A 19,499-nucleotide genomic window follows, 5' to 3' on the forward strand; every position below is an offset into this window, starting at 1 on the left:
GGGGCGGCAGTCTATAGACCCCGCCCCGCTTCGTCATCATCACGCCATCAGACGTGTTGATTTATTTTCCGGTCAGGCCGCCACCCCCGCATCCGCCCTCAACTCCAACGCCTCCACCGCTTTAATCGCCACCTGCTCATCGATATCCGACAAATCCCCGCTGATGCCGATCGCGCCCAGCACATTCCCTGCCTGATCCCGAATCAACACACCACCCGGTGCCGGCACGACGCTGCCCTGGCCCATGCTGTTGAGTGCGGCAATGAAGGCTGGCCGTTGTTGCGCGTCGAGTGCCAGCAGGCGTGAGCCTTTGCCCAGCGCGATGGCGCCCCAGGCTTTGCCGATGGCGATGTTCGGGCGCAGCAGGCTGGCGCCGTCTTCGCGTTGCAGGGTGATCAGGTGGCCGCCGGTATCGAGTACCGCGATGGTCAGGGGGGCGGCGTTGATGCCGCGCCCTGCGTTGATGGCTTCGTTGACCAGGTTGACTGCGACTTTCAAGGTTAAAGCGCTCATGGTGCCGTCCTCATTTTGTTATAGGGAAAGTCGTGGGGCTGCGCTTTTCTGCCGCAGCCCGATGCAACAAATAGAACACAATGAGTTATTTTTTTGTATACAATAATTCTCGAAAAGCGCCACATGCGACGAAAAGCCACACTCAGAAAGGCTTCCGACGAATGAAACAGGCGCTTGAGAAAATGGATTGACCTGCGCCGTCCGCCGTGAATACACTCTGCGCAAAGCCACTTGTATACAATTACAAAACGTAAAGAGGCACAAAACCATGAGCAAAATGAGAGCAATCGAAGCCGCCGTTCTGGTGATGCGCCGTGAAGGGGTTGATACCGCTTTTGGCATCCCGGGCGCTGCCATCAACCCGCTGTACTCCGCCTTGCAGAAAGTCGGTGGCATCGATCACGTCCTTGCTCGCCACGTTGAAGGCGCCTCGCACATGGCCGAGGGCTACACCCGCACCAAGGCCGGCAACATCGGCGTGTGCATCGGTACTTCCGGCCCTGCCGGTACCGACATGGTCACCGGGCTCTACAGCGCCTCGGCCGACTCGATTCCAATCCTCTGCATTACCGGCCAGGCACCCCGCGCCCGTATGCACAAGGAAGACTTCCAGGCTGTCGACATCACCAGCATCGTCAAGCCAGTCACCAAGTGGGCAACCACTGTTCTGGAGCCGGGCCAAGTGCCTTACGCGTTCCAGAAAGCGTTTTTTGAAATGCGCTCCGGCCGTCCAGGCCCGGTGCTGATCGACCTGCCGTTCGACGTGCAGATGGCCGAAATCGAATTCGACATCGACGCTTACCAGCCGCTGCCATTGGCCAAACCGACCGCGACCCGCATTCAGGTCGAGAAGGCTTTGGCTCTGCTTGATCAAGCTGAGCGCCCACTGTTGGTAGCCGGCGGCGGCATCATCAACGCCGACGCCAGCGATCTGCTGGTTGAATTCGCGGAGCTGACCGGCATCCCGGTGATCCCGACCCTGATGGGCTGGGGCACCATCCCGGACGATCACCCGCTGATGGTCGGCATGGTCGGCCTGCAGACTTCGCACCGTTACGGCAACGCCACCATGCTGAAATCCGACGTGGTGTTGGGGATCGGTAACCGTTGGGCCAACCGTCACACCGGTTCGGTTGACGTGTACACCGAAGGCCGCAAGTTCATTCACGTCGACATCGAAGGCACGCAGATCGGGCGTGTGTTCACGCCGGATCTGGGCATCGTTTCCGACGCTGCTGCCGCACTGACCGTGTTCATCGAAGTGGCCCGTGAATGGCAAGCCGCCGGCAAGCTGAAAAACCGCAGTGCCTGGCTGCAAGACTGCCAGCAGCGCAAAGCCAGCCTGCACCGCAAGACCCACTTCGACAACGTGCCGGTCAAACCACAGCGCGTTTACGAAGAAATGAACCAGGTGTTCGGCAAGGACACCTGCTACGTCAGCACCATTGGTCTGTCGCAGATTGCCGGCGCGCAGTTCCTGCACGTCTACAAGCCGCGTCACTGGATCAACTGTGGCCAGGCCGGCCCGTTGGGCTGGACCATTCCGGCAGCGCTGGGCGTGGTGAAGGCCGATCCGAGCCGGAAAGTCGTGGCCCTGTCGGGGGACTATGACTTCCAGTTCATGATCGAAGAACTGGCGGTCGGCGCTCAGTTCAAACTGCCGTACATCCACGTCGTGGTGAACAACTCGTACCTGGGTCTGATCCGTCAGGCACAGCGCGGCTTCGAAATGGACTACTGCGTGCAGCTGTCCTTCGATAACCTGAACGCGCCGGAACTCAACGGTTACGGTGTTGACCACGTCGCAGTGGCTGAAGGCCTTGGCTGTAAGGCGCTGCGTGTATTCGAACCATCGGAAATCGCCCCTGCCCTGCGCAAGGCCGAACAGATGATCGAAGAGTTCAAGGTGCCGGTGATCGTCGAGATCATTCTGGAGCGTGTGACCAATATCTCCATGGGTACCGAGATCAACGCCGTCAACGAATTCGAAGACCTGGCGCTGGTCGGCAACGATGCGCCAACGGCGATTTCGCTGCTTGATTGATCGTAATTAGCTCCCTCTCCCTCCGGGAGAGGGCTGGGGTGAGGGAAAGGTTTTGCGGTGATCGCAAAATTCGGATCAGACTCAGGATCCCCCTCACCCTAACCCTCTCCCCCAGGAGAGGGGACTGATCGCGAACATTCTGACCAACCGTGTCACATCCGTTTTTTAGGAGACCACCATGCCGCGTTTCGCAGCCAACCTGTCCATGCTGTTCACCGAACAGGATTTCCTTGCCCGTTTCGACGCCGCCGCCAAGGCTGGCTTCAGCGGTGTCGAGTACCTGTTCCCGTACGACTTCAGCTCTGCCGAAATCAAGGCCAAACTCGACGCCAACGGTCTGACCCAAGTGCTGTTCAACCTGCCGGCCGGTGACTGGGCCAAGGGCGAACGTGGTATCGCGTGTTTGCCAGATCGGGTCGAAGAGTTCCGCGCCGGTGTCGATCTGGCGATTGCCTACGCACAAGTGCTGGGCAACACCCAGATCAACTGCCTGGCCGGTATCCGTCCGCAAGGCGTTGACGATGCCACGGTAGAAAAGACCTTCGTCGCCAACCTGAAATACGCCGCCGACAAGCTGCAGGCAGCGGGCATCAAACTGGTGATGGAAGCGATCAACACCCGCGACATCCCGGGCTTCTACCTGAACAACACGGCGCAAGCCCTGTCGATTCGCGAGCAGGTCGGCAGCGCCAATCTGTTCCTGCAATACGACATTTATCACATGCAAATCATGGAAGGCGATCTGGCCCGCACCCTGCAATCGCACCTGGGCGAGATCAACCATGTGCAGCTCGCGGACAACCCGGGGCGCAACGAACCCGGCACCGGTGAAATCAACTACCGCTTCCTGTTCGAACACCTCGACCGCATCGGTTATCAGGGTTGGGTGGGTTGCGAATACAAGCCGCTGACCAACACCGAAGCAGGCCTCGGCTGGCTGAAAACCCACAACGCAATCTGACGCAGATCCCCTGTAGGAGTGAGCCTGCTCGCGATGAATTCACCTCGGTACACCTGATGTACCTCAGCGCCTGAATCGCGAGCAGGCTCACTCCTACATAAAAGCAACAGCTTTCCCCTATTTGCTTGAGCAAGACAAAAACAAGAGGATTTTCTCATGGCTAAAATCGGATTTATCGGCACCGGCATCATGGGCCACCCAATGGCTTCGAACCTGCAGAAAGCCGGTCACAGCCTGTTCCTGTCGGCGCACCACGACGCCGCCCCTACCGACCTGGTTGCCGCTGGCGCCGTCGCCCTGGCCAACCCGCGCGAAGTCGCGCAGGAAGCTGAATTCATCATCGTCATGGTCCCGGATACCCCGCAGGTCGACGACGTACTGTTCCGCGCTGACGGCGTTGCCGCTGGCCTGAGCAAAGGCAAAATCGTTATCGACATGAGCTCGATCTCGCCGACCGCCACCAAGGCATTCGCAGCGAAGATCAACGAGAAAGGCGCGCAATACCTCGACGCACCGGTATCCGGTGGTGAAGTCGGCGCCAAGGCCGCGACCCTGAGCATCATGATCGGTGGCGACGCCGATGCCTTCGAACGCGCGCTGCCGCTGTTCCAGGCCATGGGCAAGAACATCACCCTGGTCGGTGGCAATGGCGACGGTCAAACCGCCAAAGTCGCCAACCAGATCATCGTTGCCCTGAACATTCAGGCCGTCGCCGAAGCCCTGCTGTTCGCTTCGAAAAACGGTGCCGATCCAGCCAAGGTGCGTGAAGCGCTGATGGGCGGTTTCGCCTCCTCGAAGATCCTCGAAGTGCACGGCGAGCGCATGATCAAAGGCACCTTCGATCCAGGCTTCCGCATCAGCCTGCACCAGAAAGACCTGAACCTGGCCCTGCAAGGCGCCAAGGAGCTGAACATCAACCTGCCGAACACCGCCAATGCCCAGCAAGTGTTCAGCACCTGCGCAGCGATCGGTGGCAGCAACTGGGATCACTCGGCGCTGATCAAAGGTCTGGAACACATGGCCAACTTCTCGATTCGCGACAACAAATAAGCCTTCATCAAACCTGTAGGAGTGAGCCTGCTCGCGATGAAGTCACCGCGGTGAGTCAGATTTACCGCGCCGCCTGGATCGCGAGCAGGCTCACTCCTACAAGGGATCTGAGTTGCCCTTTCGAATAACAAGAATTCCGGGAGCCCGCCATGTCGGTCGATCCGCAACAACTGCTGCGCGAGCTGTTTGCCACAGCCATCGACGCGGCCCATCCGAACCAAGTCCTCGAAGCCCATTTGCCTGCCGATCGCAGCGGTCGGGTGATCGTCATCGGTGCCGGCAAAGCCGCCGCCGCCATGGCGCAAGTGGTCGAGCGCTGCTGGGAAGGTGAAGTGTCTGGCCTGGTGGTGACCCGTTATGGTCACGGCGCCCCGTGCGAAAAAATCGAAGTGGTCGAAGCCGCGCACCCGGTGCCGGACGCTGCCGGCCTGGCCGTGGCCAAACGTGTGCTCGAACTGGTCAGCAACCTGACTGAAGACGACCGCGTGATCTTCCTGCTCTCCGGTGGTGGCTCGGCCCTGCTGGCGTTGCCGGCCGCAGGCATCACCCTCGCCGACAAGCAGTCGATCAACAAAGCCCTGCTCAAATCCGGCGCGACCATCGGCGAGATGAACTGCGTGCGCAAGCACCTCTCGGCGATCAAGGGTGGCCGTCTCGGCAAGGCCTGCTGGCCTGCCACTGTTTATACCTACGCGATTTCCGATGTCCCGGGCGACCTCGCCACGGTCATCGCTTCCGGCCCGACCGTGGCCGACCCGAGCACTTCTGCCGAAGCCCTGGCAATCATCAAGCGCTACGGCATCGAGATCCCTGCTTCAGTGCGCAACTGGCTGCAAAGCCCGGAGTCGGAAACCGTCAAACCCGGTGACCCGAGCCTCGCTCGCAGCCACTTCCAGTTGATCGCCCGTCCTCAGCAATCGCTGGATGCCGCCGCAGTGAAATGCCGTCAGGCCGGTTTCAGCACGCTGATCCTCGGCGACCTCGAAGGTGAGTCGCGCGAAGTGGCGAAAGTCCACGCCGGTATCGCCCGCCAGATCATCAACCACGGCCAGCCATTGGCGGCGCCGTGCGTGATTTTGTCTGGCGGCGAAACCACCGTGACCGTGCGCGGCAATGGCCGTGGCGGACGCAACGCCGAATTCCTCTTGAGCCTCACCGACAACCTCAAAGGCCAGCCCGGCGTCTACGCGCTGGCCGGTGACACCGACGGCATTGATGGCTCGGAAGACAACGCCGGCGCGATCATGACCCCGGACAGCTACGCCCGCGCCGCCGCCCTCGGTTTGAGCGCCAGCGACGAGCTGGATAACAACAACGGCTACGGCTATTTCGCGGCGCTCGATGCGCTGATCGTCACCGAGCCGACCCGCACCAACGTCAACGACTTCCGCGCCATTCTGATCCTTGAGAGCTGCAAATCATGACGCCTGATAAAAAGGTCAAAATCCTCGCCACCCTCGGTCCTGCTGTCGATGGCATCGAAGACATCCGTGAACTGGTCGAGGCCGGGGTGAATATCTTCCGCCTGAACTTCAGCCACGGCGATCATGCCGACCACGCCAAGCGCTATCAGTGGATCCGCGAAGTCGAGCGCCAGCTCAACTACCCGCTGGGCATTCTGATGGACTTGCAGGGGCCGAAACTGCGCGTCGGCAAGTTCGCCGACGGCAAGGTGCAGCTGCATCGTGGTCAGGCGTTCCGTCTCGATCTGGACGCGACACCGGGCGATGAGCGCCGGGTCAATCTGCCGCATCCGGAGATCATCGAAGCGCTGGAAGCGGGCATGGATCTGCTGCTCGATGACGGCAAACTGCGTCTGCGTGTGGTCAGCAAATACGCCGACGCGATTGATACTACCGTGCTCAACGGCGGCGAACTGTCGGACCGCAAAGGCGTCAACGTACCGCAAGCAGTGCTCGACCTCAGCCCGCTGACCGCCAAGGATCGTCGCGATTTGAGCTTCGGTCTGGAGCTGGGTGTGGACTGGGTCGCGCTGTCGTTTGTGCAGCGCCCGCAAGACATCGTCGAAGCCCGCGCACTGATCGGTGACAAAGCCTTTCTGATGGCGAAAATCGAGAAGCCTTCCGCCGTTGAGCAACTGCGCGAAATCGCTGAATTGAGCGACGCGATCATGGTTGCTCGTGGCGACCTCGGCGTCGAAGTGCCGGCGGAAAGCGTGCCGCAGATTCAGAAAAACATCATCACCACCTGCCGCGAACTGGGCAAACCGGTGGTGGTGGCGACGCAAATGCTCGAGTCGATGCGCTTCTCCCCTGCCCCGACCCGTGCCGAAGTGACTGACGTTGCCAACGCCGTGGCCGAAGGTGCTGACGCGGTGATGCTGTCGGCAGAAACCGCCTCCGGTGAATACCCGCTGGAAGCCGTGCAGATGATGAGCAAGATCATTCGTCAGGTGGAGAACGGCCCGGATTATCAGACTCAGCTCGACGTCAGCCGGCCAAAGGCGGAAGCGACCGTTTCCGATGCGATCAGCTGCGCGATCCGTCGTATCAGCAACGTGCTGCCGGTGGCGGTGCTGGTCAACTACAGCGAGTCGGGTGCATCGAGTTTGCGTGCGGCGCGGGAACGGCCGAAAGCGCCGATCCTCAACCTGACGCCGAACCTGCAGACCGCACGGCGTTTGAGCGTGGCGTGGGGGATTCACTCGGTGGTCAATGATCGTCTGCGCCAGGTGGATGAAGTCTGCTCGACCGCGCTGGAAATCGCCCAGGCCCAAGGCATGGCCGAGCGCGGGGACACGCTGCTGATCACGGCCGGCGTGCCGTTTGGCCAGCCTGGATCGACTAACTCGCTGCGTATTGAAACATTGATTTAAGCCCCCCACCATGATCGTTCCCACGCTCTGCGTGGGAATGCGGCCCGGGACGCTCTGCGTCCCAAGAGCAGACGCAGAGCGTCCTTTGAGGCATTCCCACGCAGACGGTTCGACGCCTCGACGTGGGAACGATCAGTACCGAATGAACTGCCATGCCTGCCAATCATTTCAACACCCACTGCCCCGACTGGGCCGAGGCTTTGCTCAACGGTTTCAGTCAAATATTCCTCCAGCGCCATCCGCTGTGCGGCCTGCTGTGTCTGTTGGCGATCCTGCTGACCGCACCGGTGCTGTTCGCCGGCGCGCTGCTCGGTGCCGTCGCCGGTTTGCTCACGGCGCAACGGCGTAACTACGCCAAGGCTGATCGTCAGGCCGGATTGTTCAGCTACAACGGCATCCTGCTCGGCCTGCTGCTGAGCCTGTATTTCCCTTGGTCGCCGCTGCTGCCGCCGCTGATTCTCGCCGCCGGCGGCTTGAGCGCCATGGCCACGCAGCAATGGCTCAAACATGTGTACCGCAGCCGATCGATTCCGGCCTACACCTCGCCGTTCGTGGCGCTGAGCTGGGTTCTGCTGCTGTTCGCCGAACCGTCAGCGCCGATGGCGCACATCGAGATGAACACGCTGAATCTGCTCGCCGCCGAACTGCGCGGTCTGGGTCAAGTGATGTTTCTCGGTCATCCGCTGGCCGGCGCGCTCATCGCCATTGGTTTGCTGATGGCTGATCGCCGGGCGTTTTGCTGGGCAATGCTGGCGTCAGCCATCGGTCTGGCCTCAAGCCTGCTGCACCACGAAACCAGCGCTGCGCTTTTAGGTTTGGGCAGCTACAACGCCGTGCTGGCCGCCCTCGCCTTCAGTGCGCAACGCCAACACCCGTGGCTTCCACTGCTCGGCATCGTGCTGGCGCTGCTGGTTACACCGCTGTTTGCAGCGGTGGGTCTCGCTACTTTAACCGCGCCATTCATCCTCGCCGGCTGGCTGATCCGCGCCGGCATCCAGATGCTCGGCAAAACCCCGGTTGAGCGTGCGCCTTGCGCTCATGGGGAGAATCAACCTAGGCTGCGCTGATCTTCGATTCAGGCGTTATCCATGGACAGCAGCAACAATTGGCGCGAACGGCTTTACGTGATGATTTTCCAGAGCGACACCCTTGCCGGGCGTCGCTTCGACGGCATCCTGCTGTTGATCATCCTCTCCAGTCTGGTGATCGTGATGCTCGACAGCATCGACAGCATTCACCAGAACTACGCCGACGTGCTGGCCTACATCGAATGGGGCTTCACGATCATCTTTCTCGGCGAGTACATCCTGCGTCTGTATTGCTCACCGAAGCCGTTGCGCTACGCCTTCAGCTTTTACGGGCTGGTGGATTTGCTGGCGATCGTGCCAGGCATCCTCGCCCTGTATTACAGCGATGCGCAGTACCTGCTGATCATTCGGATCATCCGCATGCTGCGGATTTTCCGCGTGCTCAAGCTCAGCCCGTACCTCAAGCAAGCCAACTATTTGATGTCGGCGCTGCGTGGCAGCAAGCAGAAAATCGTGGTGTTTCTGGTCAGCGTCTGCACGCTAGTGACGGTGTTCGGCACCCTGATGTACGTGATCGAAGGCCCGGAACATGGCTTCACCAGCATTCCCAAAGGCATCTATTGGGCGATCGTCACGTTGACCACCGTGGGCTTCGGCGACATCGTGCCGAAGACGCCGCTGGGCCAGGTGATTTCGTCGCTGGTGATGATCACCGGTTACTCGATCATCGCCGTGCCGACGGGGATTTTTACCGCCGAACTGGCCAACGCCATGCGCGGTGAACAGCTGCAACACGACTGCCCGGTGTGCAAGAAAAACAGCCACGAGCATGGCGCGGCGTTCTGCTCGCGATGTGGCAATGCCTTGTTCAAGAAACTGGAATAAGCAAAGAGCTTTTTAATCTTTAAACGACTATGCGCGCGCCGTTATAGTCAGTGGCAATTGAACATCACCCCCTGCTCCTACACAGATAAAACAAGGAATGCGCAGTGAAAAAACTCTTTGGCGCCTCACTTCTCGCCGCCGGCCTGGCCTTGGCCAACATCGCCCAGGCAGCCCCGACGCTGCTCAACGTTTCCTACGACGTGATGCGCGATTTCTACAAGGACTACAACACTGCGTTCCAAAAACACTGGCAAGCCGAGCACAACGAAAACATCACCGTGCAGATGTCCTTCGGCGGTTCGAGCAAGCAAGCGCGCTCGGTGATCGATGGCCTGCCGGCTGACGTCATCACCATGAACATGGCCACCGACATCAACGCCCTCGCCGACAACGGCAAACTGGTCCCGGAAAACTGGGTCACGCGCCTGCCGAACAACAGCGCGCCGTTCACTTCGGCCACCGTGTTCATCGTGCGCAAAGGCAACCCGAAAGCCCTGAAAGACTGGCCGGATCTGCTCAAGGACGGCGTGCAAGTGATCGTGCCAAACCCGAAAACCTCGGGTAATGGCCGCTACACCTACCTGTCGGCCTGGGGTTATGTGCTGAAGAACGGCGGCGACGAGAACAAGGCCAAGGACTTCGTCGGCAAACTGTTCAAGCAGGCGCCAGTGCTGGACACCGGTGGCCGCGCCGCCACCACCACGTTCATGACCAACCAGATCGGCGACGTGCTGGTGACCTTCGAAAACGAAGCCGAAATGATTGCCCGCGAGTTTGGTCGTGATCAGTTTGAAGTGATCTACCCGAGTGTTTCCGCTGAAGCCGAGCCACCGGTGTCGGTGGTCGACAAAGTGGTCGACAAGAAAGGCTCGCGTGCGGCGGCGGATGAATACCTGAAGTTCCTGTGGTCGCCGGAAGGTCAGGAAATTGCGGCGGCGAACTACCTGCGCCCGCGTGATCCGGCGGTGTTGGCGAAGTACACCGATCGCTTCCCGAAAGTTGACTTCCTTTCGGTGGAGAAGACCTTTGGTGACTGGCGTACGGTGCAGAAGACTCACTTTAATGATGGTGGGGTTTTCGATCAGATCTACAGCGGCCAGTAACACCTGACCTCATGTAGGAGCTGCCGCAGGCTCGGGCCGCGTTCGGACGATCTTTTGACTTTGATGTTTAGAAGCAAGATCAACAGATCGCAGCCTTCGGCAGCTCCTACAGGGGGAATTGGGTGAACCATTACATCGGTGGGGTGACGCCGTCCTTGCCGGCAGAAATCGACTGCGCCGTCAGCGTGCCATCCGCGCTCTGCGTCACGAACGTCACAATCTTCACCCCAACCTTCAGCAAACTCCGATCCCCCGGCACCAGATTGACGATCGGCACATCCTCCGGCACCAGTATCTTTTGCTGTCCGCCCTTGTAATTCACCGTCAGCACCCGCCCGTTGCTCACCACCAGATCGCCGACGCTGCCATTGGTCATGCTGCTGCCCTTGGCCAGATCGAACGGCCGATGACCGTCGCCGCTACCCGCCAGCTCCGGCGGAAACACATGCACTTCCAGCGCCTTGAGCGTGCCATCCTCCTGCGACATCGCCGCCGAACCGATGTAGCTGCCGGGCTTGATGTCTTCGATATTGGCCAGGGTGACGGCGCGAATTTTGGTGTCGCCGGTCAAGTGAATCACCACGTTCTCGCCGCTGTTGACTTTGACTTTCAAGCTGTCTGCGCTGACCCCGGTGATCTCGCCGCGTACGCCGAGGCGCATCCCCGGTGCATCAGCGGCCTGCACGCTCGTCGCGCCGAGCAGACTGATCAGGACAATCGTTGCGGTATGGCGAAGCGTCTGACGAAACATTGCATTCCTCCGGTGATCTACGTGGAACAACCGATGCAAACATAAGCACGCTATCGAAGAAGATGTAAGTGAATGTATCATCAGCCCTCAACGGTCGGACGCAAGGTTCGCCCCGAATGGCCACGGCCGTCATTACCCGACGTAATAACTGATATCAACCGAAGGCTGCTTCTGCCCGTTCGGTTTGTCCCTTAGCCTCACCGCATTCCTTTCGCTGGATCGAGTAACTCCTATGATCGCCACGACTCACGCAATGACCCGAGGCATGGTGCTGCTGTTCGCCTTCTGCTGCGGCGCCATCGTTGCCAACATCTACTATGCGCAGCCAATCATCGGCCTGATCGCGCCGGACATTGGCCTGAGCGACACCATGGCCAGTTTCATCGTTTCGCTGACGCAGATCGGCTATGCGCTGGGCCTGTTTTTTTTGGTGCCGCTGGCGGACCTGCTGGAAAACCGTCGGTTGATGATCATCACCACCGTGGTGGCGATTGCCAGCCTGTTGGCGGCGGCGTTTACCGATCAGCCTAATGTATTTCTGCTGATCTCGTTGTTGGTCGGCTTCAGCTCGGTGTCGGTGCAGATTCTGATTCCTCTGGCGGCGCACCTTGCTCCGGAGGAATCCCGTGGCCGTGTGGTCGGCGGGATCATGGGCGGTTTGTTGCTGGGGATTCTGTTGGCGCGACCGGTATCGAGCGTGGTTGCAGATCACCTCGGCTGGCGGGCGATGTTCATGATTGCTGCGGCACTGATGGCAGCGATCAGCGTGGTACTGGCGCTGACCGTGCCCAAGCGCCAACCGGATCACAGCGCCACGTATGGCCAACTGCTTGGCTCGTTGTGGACGCTGCTGCGCCAACAACCGGTGCTGCGTCAACGCGCGTTTTATCAGGGCTGCATGTTCGCAACCTTCAGCCTGTTCTGGACCGCCGTGCCGCTGGAACTGGCCCGCAACCATGGCCTGTCACAAAGCGAGATCGCGATCTTCGCCCTGGTCGGCGCCATCGGTGCCATCGCCGCGCCGATCAGCGGGCGCCTGGCCGACGCCGGCCACACCCGCATCGCTTCGCTGCTGGCCATGCTGTTCGCCAGCCTGAGCTTCCTGCCCGCCTTCATCCACCCGGCCTACAGCGTCATCGGCCTGGCCGTGACCGGCGTGGTGCTCGACTTCTGCGTGCAGATGAACATGGTCCTCGGTCAGCGCGCGGTCTACTCGCTGGACGCAAAGAGCCGTGGTCGTTTGAACGCGCTGTACATGACCAGCATCTTCATCGGCGGCGCCTTCGGCTCGTCGGTCGCCAGTGCGTTGTATGAGCATGGCGGCTGGTTGTGGATCGTGATTGTCGGCAGTGCGTTCCCGCTGTTGGCATTGTTGCGGTTTTTGAGTGTTTCGCAGCGTGGTTCATTGGCGACTGCGTGAAGCGTCAAAAGCTTCGCGAGCAGGCTCGCTCCCACAGGTTATTCACTGAGCCTGGGGGAGCGAGGAAGCTTAATAACGAACCAGTTTCTCCATTGCCGCATCCGCCAGAAAGGAGGAGCGGCTTTTGACATTGTGTTCGCGCACATAACGATCGATGCGCTGAATCACGTAACCGGGCAGCGTTACGTTGACCTTCTCGGTCTTGCCCAGATACGGCGAAATGTCCAGCTCGAGCATGCCCCATCCCATATCGGCAAAGTCCGGATTACTGCGATGAGCAGATGCCGAAGTCGGCATAGGAATCGACTCCCCGTCTGCCGCGATCTCCTGCAGCATGATGTGGGCGACTTCAACCGCAGCCTTGTAGGCATCTTCAAAGCTATCCCCTGCCGTTACTGCGCCGGGAATATCAGGGATCTGAATACCGATGGCGGTATTTTCATCACCCCATTCGATGCAGATTGGATATTGCATTACGGATCTCCTTCATAACTGGCTGGCGGGTTGTACAACCCGGCACGCCTCCTGATGCTTTTGACCGTCCCCAGTGGCAAATCCTTTTTCGGGTGAGGAACGGGAATCGTGTACGGGTTGTATCGGTGCCTGAAGATGTGATGACTGCCAGTGACCCGATCCAGCGTCCAGCCTGCATCCTCCAACTCCTTGATCAATAGCCTGCTCTGCACCAACCGCCTCCTTGCCTTGGCCTCACAAAAATAACTCTAGAGTTATATTTACTCAAGCATAGAAATTCTGGAAGCGACGCCCGGTTGTTTTACAGAATGTGATTGATTGCATCGCAACCGGACCCGATTACACTCAGCGGCTCACATCCAAAGCCCTGAACAATGGAAGACCAGAAGGGATTGTTATGGCAATGGCAGTTTCTACCTTCAGAACAGAGTGGCTTCATCACCGGGCAGACATTGTTCGTCGATGGCGGCTCCTAGGTCGGTAAAGCCTCGTTTTAATCAATACGACTCCCCTGTAGGAGTGGACGCTGCCGGATAACGATGTGTGGGCGGTTTTTCCGACGGGGCAGATGGCGAGTGCCAAGGCAAGGGCGATTGTTGAGTGTGTCCACGGGCTTCTAGTGAGCAACCATTGACGCGTAACGTTTCGTTTATTGCGATTTTCGTTTAATTCGAATAACGTCCCGACATTGTCTTTTCAGAAAGCTGGAAAACCATCATGTCGATTGTTATTCATCCGCCGGTCACCCTCCCCGTAGAGCGCGAGATCAAAGCCGCCATCGAGGGCCAGCGTGCCTTGGCCGCTTACCTCGCTACCCAATTCGAAACCCAGCACATACATATCTTCGATGAGCAGAACGAAGCTCATCGTGTCGAGTTGCCAACGTCCGCCCTGCGCTTGCTTGCTGACATTCTTACAGCGCTGGCAGAGGGCAACGCCGTTAAAGTCGTGCCAGTACACGCCGAACTGACCACCCAAGAAGCCGCCGACCTGCTCAACGTCTCACGCCCGCACATGATTAAACTGCTGGAAAGTGGCGAGATTTCCTACCACAAAACCGGCAAGCACCGACGTGTGCGCTTTGCCGATCTGATGGATTATAAGACCCGGCGTGACAGCGCCAGCGAGCAGGCAATGATGCTTCTCGCAGAGCAGGCACAAGCGTTAAGGACAGGTTACGAGTGAGGCATTCCTCTTTCACTGCTGTATACGATGCATGTGTTTTGTACCCAGCCCCATTGAGAGACTTTTTGATGTGGTTAGCCCTCTCAGGGCTATTCCGGGCACGATGGACCAAGGAGATTCACGGCGAATGGAAACGCAATCTGTTGAAGAACCGCACTGACCTGACAATCGAGCAATTGGATCGCACCTCGGAGCTGATGGATCAGGCGATTCCCGATGCCTGCGTCTACGACTATGAAAATTTGGTCAGTGGATTGTCATTGCCCGATCTGGATGACCGCCATGTTCTGGCAGCAGCGATTCGTTGCAATGCTGGCGTGATCGTGACGTTTAATTTGAAAGATTTTCCCGACAAATACCTCGCCCCTTTCGGTATTGAGGCGCAACACCCGGATGAGTTCGTCGAAAACCTGTTTCATCTGGATTCGGCAGCCGTTGTCGCAGCCGCGCAGCACCAACGCAAACAATTGAAAACACCCACGATGGACGTCGAATCGTTTCTGAATTTGCTACAACGTCAGGGGTTGAAGAAGTCGATTCAAGCGCTCGGCAGCTACCGCGCGATCCTGTGAAATCACCAGCGCAATCGACAGACAAAAAAAAGGCGATCCGAAGATCGCCGTTTTCATTTACTGCCCGAATTTCTTGCCCAACCCCGGTGGCACGCCGTGAATGTTGGTGTCTTCCCACGGGCCGTTGGGGCTGACGGAACGGCTCCAGCCGTTGTTCCAGCGGTAGTAGGTGCGCTGGCGGTAGAAGGTGTTGGTCTGGTCGTCGAGGACGTAGACGCCGAGCTTCTGGTCCCAGTGGCTGTTGCCGCCCGGTGGCGGTGCGAAGCTGGCCGAGGTGCGCGGCACCGGTTTGGCCGGTTTCGCCGGGATGTTTTTGCCCGGTGTTGGCGAAGTCGACGGGGTCGGGCTCGGTTGCGACGGCGGAATCGGCGGCAGGTTGGTGGTCGGTTCCGGTCGTTGCACCGCACATGCACTCAAGCCCAGGGCCAGTGTGAGGACTGTGATTCGGGCGATGGTGTGCATGGCGGTGCTTTCCTGTTGTGTCCGGCTATTTGTCCGGGCTGTCGATGGTCAGTTTTTGTAGCGCAGTGGTGCTGCTGGCCAGTGGGCCGCTGCGACCGACCCACTCGCCGGCAGTCGGTTGGCCGGCGCGGGAGATGCGCGCAACCAGTTGGACTTCAGGGAAGTTCGACAGTTTCAACTGCGGCATCATTGCGTCGGCATCGCCCAGTTCGACGGTGACTGGCAGATCGGCCACGGTCAGGCGTTTGGCCGCCAGCGGTGCCGGCGGGCCGGACGTGGCGCGGGCGAAGATGAACACGCTGTCACCCGGCTGCACTTTGCCTTTGAGCTCGCTGGCCAGATCGACGCTGACTTTCAACAGCGCAGTTTTTGCGGCTACCGGTGCCTGAGCGACCTTGCCGCCGCTGGCTTCGAGACGCTCGGCGGCACGTTTGATCCCGCCTTGCAGCGCGGCGCGGGAACTGTCCTCCGGCGGCAGTTGCGCCAGCAAGCGGTTCCAGTAATCGATGGCTTGCTGATAACGCTCGCCTTCAAACGCAGCGATGCCAAGCAGACCGAGGCTGGTGACTTCTTTCGGATCGGCCTTCAGCGCTTCGTCGGTCAACGCCTGGATCTTTGCCGACCACTTTTTGCCGTCAGCAAAATACTGCGCCTGCGCCCACTGGCCGAGCAGTTCCGGCTGGCGACCGGCAAGGTTGGCAGCGCGTTCGAACATCTTTGCTGCGTCCGCCGGACGCTCTTGCGCCATGTAGGTACGGCCGAGGAAATACAGGCCTTCGGCAGAGTCCGGTTGTGCCGCGACGGCACGCTCCAGACGCTGGGTCATCTCTTCCATCGACTGCGGCGCCTGGGCGAATTCGCGGGTCAGTTCGACTTTGTCGGCAGCACCGAAATGCAGATACAGGCCCAGGCCCAGCACTGGCACAAGGACTGCCGCCAGCAGCGGCAATGGTTTACCCAGTTTCGAGATACGCGGTGCGGCAACCCCTTCGGTATCTGCCAGCAACTCACGCGCCGCCTCGGCGCGGCCGCTGTCCATTTGCGCAGCGTCGAGCACGCCTTCGGCCTGTTGCGCTTGCAACTCGGCGACACGCTCCTGATACAACGCGACGTTCAGGGCAGTCCGATCCTCTTCACGCTGGGCGCGACGCTCACGCAAAACCGGGATCAGCAGAAAACTCAGGGCGACCAGAAGCAACAGCCCTGCGGCAAGCCAGAAATCAATCATTCTTGGTTTTTATCCAACAGTTGGTCGAGGCGCTGACGCTCTTCACTGGACAGCGCTTGCGGAGTCTCGGCGCGCTGACCGCGACGACGGCGGACGATCACCGCGATCACCACCAGACCACCGAGCAGCAGGCCGGCCGGGCCGAACCACAGCAGCGCAGTCTTGGCGTTGAGCGCCGGTTTGTAGCGGACGAAATCACCGTAGCGATCGACCATGAAATCGATGATCTGCTGATTGTCCTTGCCTTCGCCGAGCATGCGGAAAATCTCTTTGCGCAGGTCGGCGGCAATCGGCGCGTTGGAGTCAGCGATGTCCTGGTTCTGGCACTTGGGGCAGCGCAGCTCTTTGGTCAGCTCGCGGAAACGCTCGCGATCAGCTTCTTTGGCGAACTCATACGTATCGATGGCCGCATGGGCGACACCGGCCAGACTCAAGCCCAATACCAGCGCCGCTAAAAAACGCTTCATGGCGTGGCCTCATCGACCAGCGCCTGATACTTGGCCGCGAGTTTTTCGCGCCAGACCTGCTCATCGATCACGCCGACATACTTGTCGCGGATGATGCCCTTGGCGTCGATGAAGAAGGTCTCCGGCGCACCGTAGACACCGAGATTGAGGCCCAGCGAGCCTTCGTCGTCACGAATGTCCAGCACGTACGGATTGTGGAATTCGGCCAGCCACTTCAAGGCATCGGCATTGGTGTCCTTGTAGTTGATGCCGTAGATCACCACGCCGCGCTCGGCGAGTTTGTTCAGCACCGGATGCTCGACCCGACAGGAAATGCACCAAGTACCCCAGACGTTGACCAGCGCCGGTTTGCCGAGGATGTCGGCCTTGGTCAGGCTCTTGTCGCCCTGCACGTTTGGCAGGGAAAACTCCGGGAACGGCTTGTTGATCATCGCCGACGGCAACTCCGCCGGATCGAGGTACAGACCGCGATAAAGAAATACCGCCACCAGCAGGAAAATCGCCAGTGGCACCAGCATCAACCAACGTCTCATGCAGCCGCTCCTGTCATGCCCAGCGCTTCACGCACCTTGGCTTTCACCTTGACCCGATAACGTCGATCCAGCGCCGCCAGCAAACCACCGAACCCGGTGAGCAAACCGCCGAACCAGATCCAGCGCACGAACGGTTTAACGTGCACCCGAACCGCCCACGCGCCGTTGTCCAGCGGCTCGCCCAATGCGACATACAAGTCACGAGTGAAACCGGCGTCAATGCCCGCTTCGGTCATTACCGAGTTCTGCACGGTGTACAGACGTTTTTCCGGATGCAGCACGCTGATTTCCTTGCCATCGCGAATGACCCGAATGGTGCCTTTGTCGGAGGTGAAGTTCGGCCCTTCGAAGTGCTTGGCGCCTTCGAAGACGAAGTGATAACCGGCCAGGTCCATCGACTCGCCCGGCGCCAGACGCAGATCGCGTTCGGCACTGTTCTGACTCGACAACACCACGCCCAGCGCACACACGGCGATGCCGAGGTGGGCAATCTGCATGCCCCAATAACTGCGGGTCAATGTTGGCAGGCCTTTGATCAGGCCTTTGTGACGGGTCTTGTCGACGATGTCACGGACACCGGCGAGCAACACCCATGCGGCGAGCAGGAAAGTCGCGATCACTGCCCAATTGAAATCGCCATAAGCGACACCGGCAACCACCGCCAGCGCAACGCTACCCAACAGCACTGGGGTCAGCATGCTCGCCAGCCATTTCACCGGCGTGTCCTTCCAACGGACGATCACGCCGACCGCCATGACCAGCATCAGCAGCGCCATCAACGGAATGAACAGCGCGTTGAAGTACGGCGGGCCAACCGACATCTTCGCGCCGCTGAGGGCATCGAGAATCAGCGGGTACAGGGTGCCGAGCAGGATCATCGACGCAGCCACCACCAGCACCAGGTTGTTACCCAGCAGCAGGGTTTCCCGCGACCACAGGTTGAAGCCGACCTGACTCTTCACGACCGGTGCGCGCAGGGCGAACAGCGTCAGCGAGCCGCCGACCACAAACAACAGGAAGATCAGGATAAACACGCCGCGCTCGGGATCGGAGGCAAACGCGTGCACTGAGGTCAGTACACCGGAACGTACGAGGAACGTCCCGAGCAGGCTCAGTGAGAACGCGGCAATCGCCAGCAACACCGTCCAGCTCTTGAACACGCCACGTTTTTCCGTGACCGCCAGCGAGTGGATCAGTGCGGTGCCGACCAGCCAAGGCATGAAGGAGGCGTTTTCCACCGGGTCCCAGAACCACCAGCCGCCCCAGCCGAGCTCGTAATAAGCCCACCAAGAACCGAGGGTGATGCCGATGCCGAGGAACGCCCAGGCGACGATGGTCCACGGGCGCGACCAGCGTGCCCACGCGGCATCAAGGCGACCGCCCATCAACGCCGCAATGGCGAAGGCGAACGCCACCGAAAAGCCGACGTAGCCCATGTACAACATCGGCGGGTGAACGATCAGGCCGATGTCTTGCAGCAGCGGATTAAGGTCAGCGCCATTGCTCGGCATTTGCGGCAGGATGCGTTTGAACGGGTTGGACGTAAGGATCAGGAACAGCAGGAAACCGGTGCTGATCATGCCCATCACCGCCAGCACGCGGGCGAGCATGACTTGCGGCAACTGGCGGGAGAACACCGACACGGCGAAGGTCCAGCCGCCGAGGATCAGGGCCCACAGCAGCAACGACCCTTCATGCGCGCCCCACACCGCGCTGAATTTGTAATACCACGGCAACGCGGTGTTGGAGTTGTTCGCGACGTAGGCGACGGAGAAGTCGTCGGTCATGAACGCGTAGGTCAGAATGCCGAACGCGAACAGCAAAAAGGCAAACTGCCCCCATGCGGCCGGCTGGGCCAGACTCATCCAGAAACGGTCACCGCGCCATGCCCCAACCAATGGCACCACGGCCTGCACCAGCGCAAAGCACAGCGCCAGAATCATCGCCAGGTGGCCCAACTCAGGAATAAAAATTGCCGACGTCATCG

The 19,499-nt window shown here is 59.8% G+C and carries 20 protein-coding genes and 1 pseudogene; 12 read left to right on the forward strand and 9 right to left on the reverse strand.

Annotated features, from left to right (window positions below):
- Nucleotides 1-72: 72 nt before the first annotated feature.
- Nucleotides 73-513 (reverse strand): heme-binding protein, encoded by a 441-nt coding sequence (locus CQ009_RS29020; protein WP_038363926.1) that lies wholly within the window; start codon nt 511-513, stop codon nt 73-75.
- A gap of 268 nt (nt 514-781) precedes the next feature.
- Between CQ009_RS29020 and gcl the strand changes: the two genes are divergently transcribed.
- From gcl to CQ009_RS29065, 8 genes are all read left to right on the forward strand, one after another.
- On the forward strand, nt 782-2,557 hold the full coding sequence (gene gcl, locus CQ009_RS29025; protein ID WP_105709417.1) for a glyoxylate carboligase: 1,776 nt from the start codon (nt 782-784) through the stop codon (nt 2,555-2,557).
- Nucleotides 2,558-2,735: 178 nt separating this feature from the next.
- Nucleotides 2,736-3,518 (forward strand): hydroxypyruvate isomerase, encoded by a 783-nt coding sequence (gene hyi, locus CQ009_RS29030; RefSeq protein WP_105709418.1) that lies wholly within the window; start codon nt 2,736-2,738, stop codon nt 3,516-3,518.
- 156 nt (nt 3,519-3,674) lie between these two features.
- Nucleotides 3,675-4,568: a 2-hydroxy-3-oxopropionate reductase gene (locus CQ009_RS29035; RefSeq protein ID WP_105709419.1), complete on the forward strand. Its 894-nt coding sequence runs from the start codon at nt 3,675-3,677 to the stop codon at nt 4,566-4,568.
- A gap of 149 nt (nt 4,569-4,717) precedes the next feature.
- Entirely contained in the window at nt 4,718-5,992 is a 1,275-nt protein-coding gene (locus CQ009_RS29040) for a glycerate kinase (RefSeq protein WP_105709420.1), read from the forward strand.
- Complete coding sequence (gene pyk / locus CQ009_RS29045; protein WP_105709421.1) at nt 5,989-7,404, forward strand: pyruvate kinase; 1,416 nt, start codon at nt 5,989-5,991, stop codon at nt 7,402-7,404. Before CQ009_RS29040 ends, pyk begins: the two co-directional genes overlap by 4 nt.
- Nucleotides 7,405-7,556: 152 nt before the next feature.
- Nucleotides 7,557-8,471 (forward strand): urea transporter, encoded by a 915-nt coding sequence (locus CQ009_RS29055; protein WP_105709423.1) that lies wholly within the window; start codon nt 7,557-7,559, stop codon nt 8,469-8,471.
- Nucleotides 8,472-8,492: 21 nt separating this feature from the next.
- A complete protein-coding gene (locus CQ009_RS29060) occupies nt 8,493-9,317 on the forward strand; it encodes an ion transporter (RefSeq protein ID WP_064390891.1) in 825 nt (274 codons plus the stop codon).
- 104 nt (nt 9,318-9,421) lie between these two features.
- Nucleotides 9,422-10,420, forward strand: coding sequence for a sulfate ABC transporter substrate-binding protein (locus CQ009_RS29065; protein ID WP_105709424.1), 999 nt, complete (start codon nt 9,422-9,424; stop codon nt 10,418-10,420).
- A gap of 130 nt (nt 10,421-10,550) precedes the next feature.
- On the opposite strand, the gene CQ009_RS29070 is transcribed toward CQ009_RS29065, so the two are convergent.
- The gene (locus CQ009_RS29070; protein ID WP_105709425.1) at nt 10,551-11,171 is read right to left on the reverse strand and encodes a DUF5666 domain-containing protein; all 621 of its coding nucleotides are present in this window, start codon (nt 11,169-11,171) and stop codon (nt 10,551-10,553) included.
- A gap of 232 nt (nt 11,172-11,403) precedes the next feature.
- On the opposite strand from CQ009_RS29070, the gene CQ009_RS29075 reads away from it, so the two are divergent.
- The gene (locus CQ009_RS29075; RefSeq protein ID WP_105709426.1) at nt 11,404-12,591 is read left to right on the forward strand and encodes an MFS transporter; all 1,188 of its coding nucleotides are present in this window, start codon (nt 11,404-11,406) and stop codon (nt 12,589-12,591) included.
- Nucleotides 12,592-12,660: 69 nt separating this feature from the next.
- Here the strand turns inward: CQ009_RS29075 and CQ009_RS29080 are convergent, their stop codons facing one another.
- The gene (locus tag CQ009_RS29080; protein ID WP_064390887.1) at nt 12,661-13,065 is read right to left on the reverse strand and encodes a type II toxin-antitoxin system HicB family antitoxin; all 405 of its coding nucleotides are present in this window, start codon (nt 13,063-13,065) and stop codon (nt 12,661-12,663) included.
- Complete coding sequence (locus CQ009_RS29085) at nt 13,065-13,277, reverse strand: type II toxin-antitoxin system HicA family toxin (RefSeq protein ID WP_064390886.1); 213 nt, start codon at nt 13,275-13,277, stop codon at nt 13,065-13,067. Before CQ009_RS29085 ends, CQ009_RS29080 begins: the two co-directional genes overlap by 1 nt.
- A gap of 185 nt (nt 13,278-13,462) precedes the next feature.
- Here CQ009_RS29085 and CQ009_RS30595 point away from each other — a divergent pair.
- From CQ009_RS30595 to CQ009_RS29105, 3 genes and pseudogenes are all read left to right on the forward strand, one after another.
- Nucleotides 13,463-13,541: pseudogene (locus CQ009_RS30595) on the forward strand (short-chain dehydrogenase); the annotation flags it as partial.
- A gap of 241 nt (nt 13,542-13,782) precedes the next feature.
- The gene (locus tag CQ009_RS29100; protein ID WP_007919953.1) at nt 13,783-14,250 is read left to right on the forward strand and encodes a helix-turn-helix domain-containing protein; all 468 of its coding nucleotides are present in this window, start codon (nt 13,783-13,785) and stop codon (nt 14,248-14,250) included.
- Nucleotides 14,247-14,822 carry a PIN domain-containing protein gene (locus tag CQ009_RS29105; protein WP_105709427.1) on the forward strand — a complete coding sequence of 192 codons (576 nt, stop codon included), beginning with the start codon at nt 14,247-14,249 and terminating at the stop codon, nt 14,820-14,822. Before CQ009_RS29100 ends, CQ009_RS29105 begins: the two co-directional genes overlap by 4 nt.
- 57 nt (nt 14,823-14,879) lie before the next feature.
- Here CQ009_RS29105 and CQ009_RS29110 read toward each other — a convergent pair whose 3' ends face one another.
- The 5 genes from CQ009_RS29110 to CQ009_RS29130 are packed head-to-tail and all read right to left on the reverse strand — an operon-like array spanning nt 14,880 to nt 19,497.
- The gene (locus tag CQ009_RS29110; protein WP_105709428.1) at nt 14,880-15,284 is read right to left on the reverse strand and encodes a hypothetical protein; all 405 of its coding nucleotides are present in this window, start codon (nt 15,282-15,284) and stop codon (nt 14,880-14,882) included.
- Nucleotides 15,285-15,309: 25 nt separating this feature from the next.
- Entirely contained in the window at nt 15,310-16,512 is a 1,203-nt protein-coding gene (gene ccmI, locus CQ009_RS29115; RefSeq protein ID WP_105709429.1) for a c-type cytochrome biogenesis protein CcmI, read from the reverse strand.
- Nucleotides 16,509-16,979, reverse strand: coding sequence for a cytochrome c-type biogenesis protein (locus CQ009_RS29120; protein WP_105709430.1), 471 nt, complete (start codon nt 16,977-16,979; stop codon nt 16,509-16,511). The genes ccmI and CQ009_RS29120 overlap by 4 nt, the downstream gene beginning before the upstream one ends.
- Nucleotides 16,976-17,512: a DsbE family thiol:disulfide interchange protein gene (locus CQ009_RS29125; protein ID WP_105709431.1), complete on the reverse strand. Its 537-nt coding sequence runs from the start codon at nt 17,510-17,512 to the stop codon at nt 16,976-16,978. Before CQ009_RS29125 ends, CQ009_RS29120 begins: the two co-directional genes overlap by 4 nt.
- Nucleotides 17,509-19,497: a heme lyase CcmF/NrfE family subunit gene (locus tag CQ009_RS29130; RefSeq protein WP_105709432.1), complete on the reverse strand. Its 1,989-nt coding sequence runs from the start codon at nt 19,495-19,497 to the stop codon at nt 17,509-17,511. The genes CQ009_RS29125 and CQ009_RS29130 overlap by 4 nt, the downstream gene beginning before the upstream one ends.
- Nucleotides 19,498-19,499: the final 2 nt, after the last annotated feature.

The organism is Pseudomonas sp. MYb2 (assembly GCF_002979955.1).
Taxonomy (GTDB): Bacteria; Pseudomonadota; Gammaproteobacteria; order Pseudomonadales; family Pseudomonadaceae; genus Aquipseudomonas.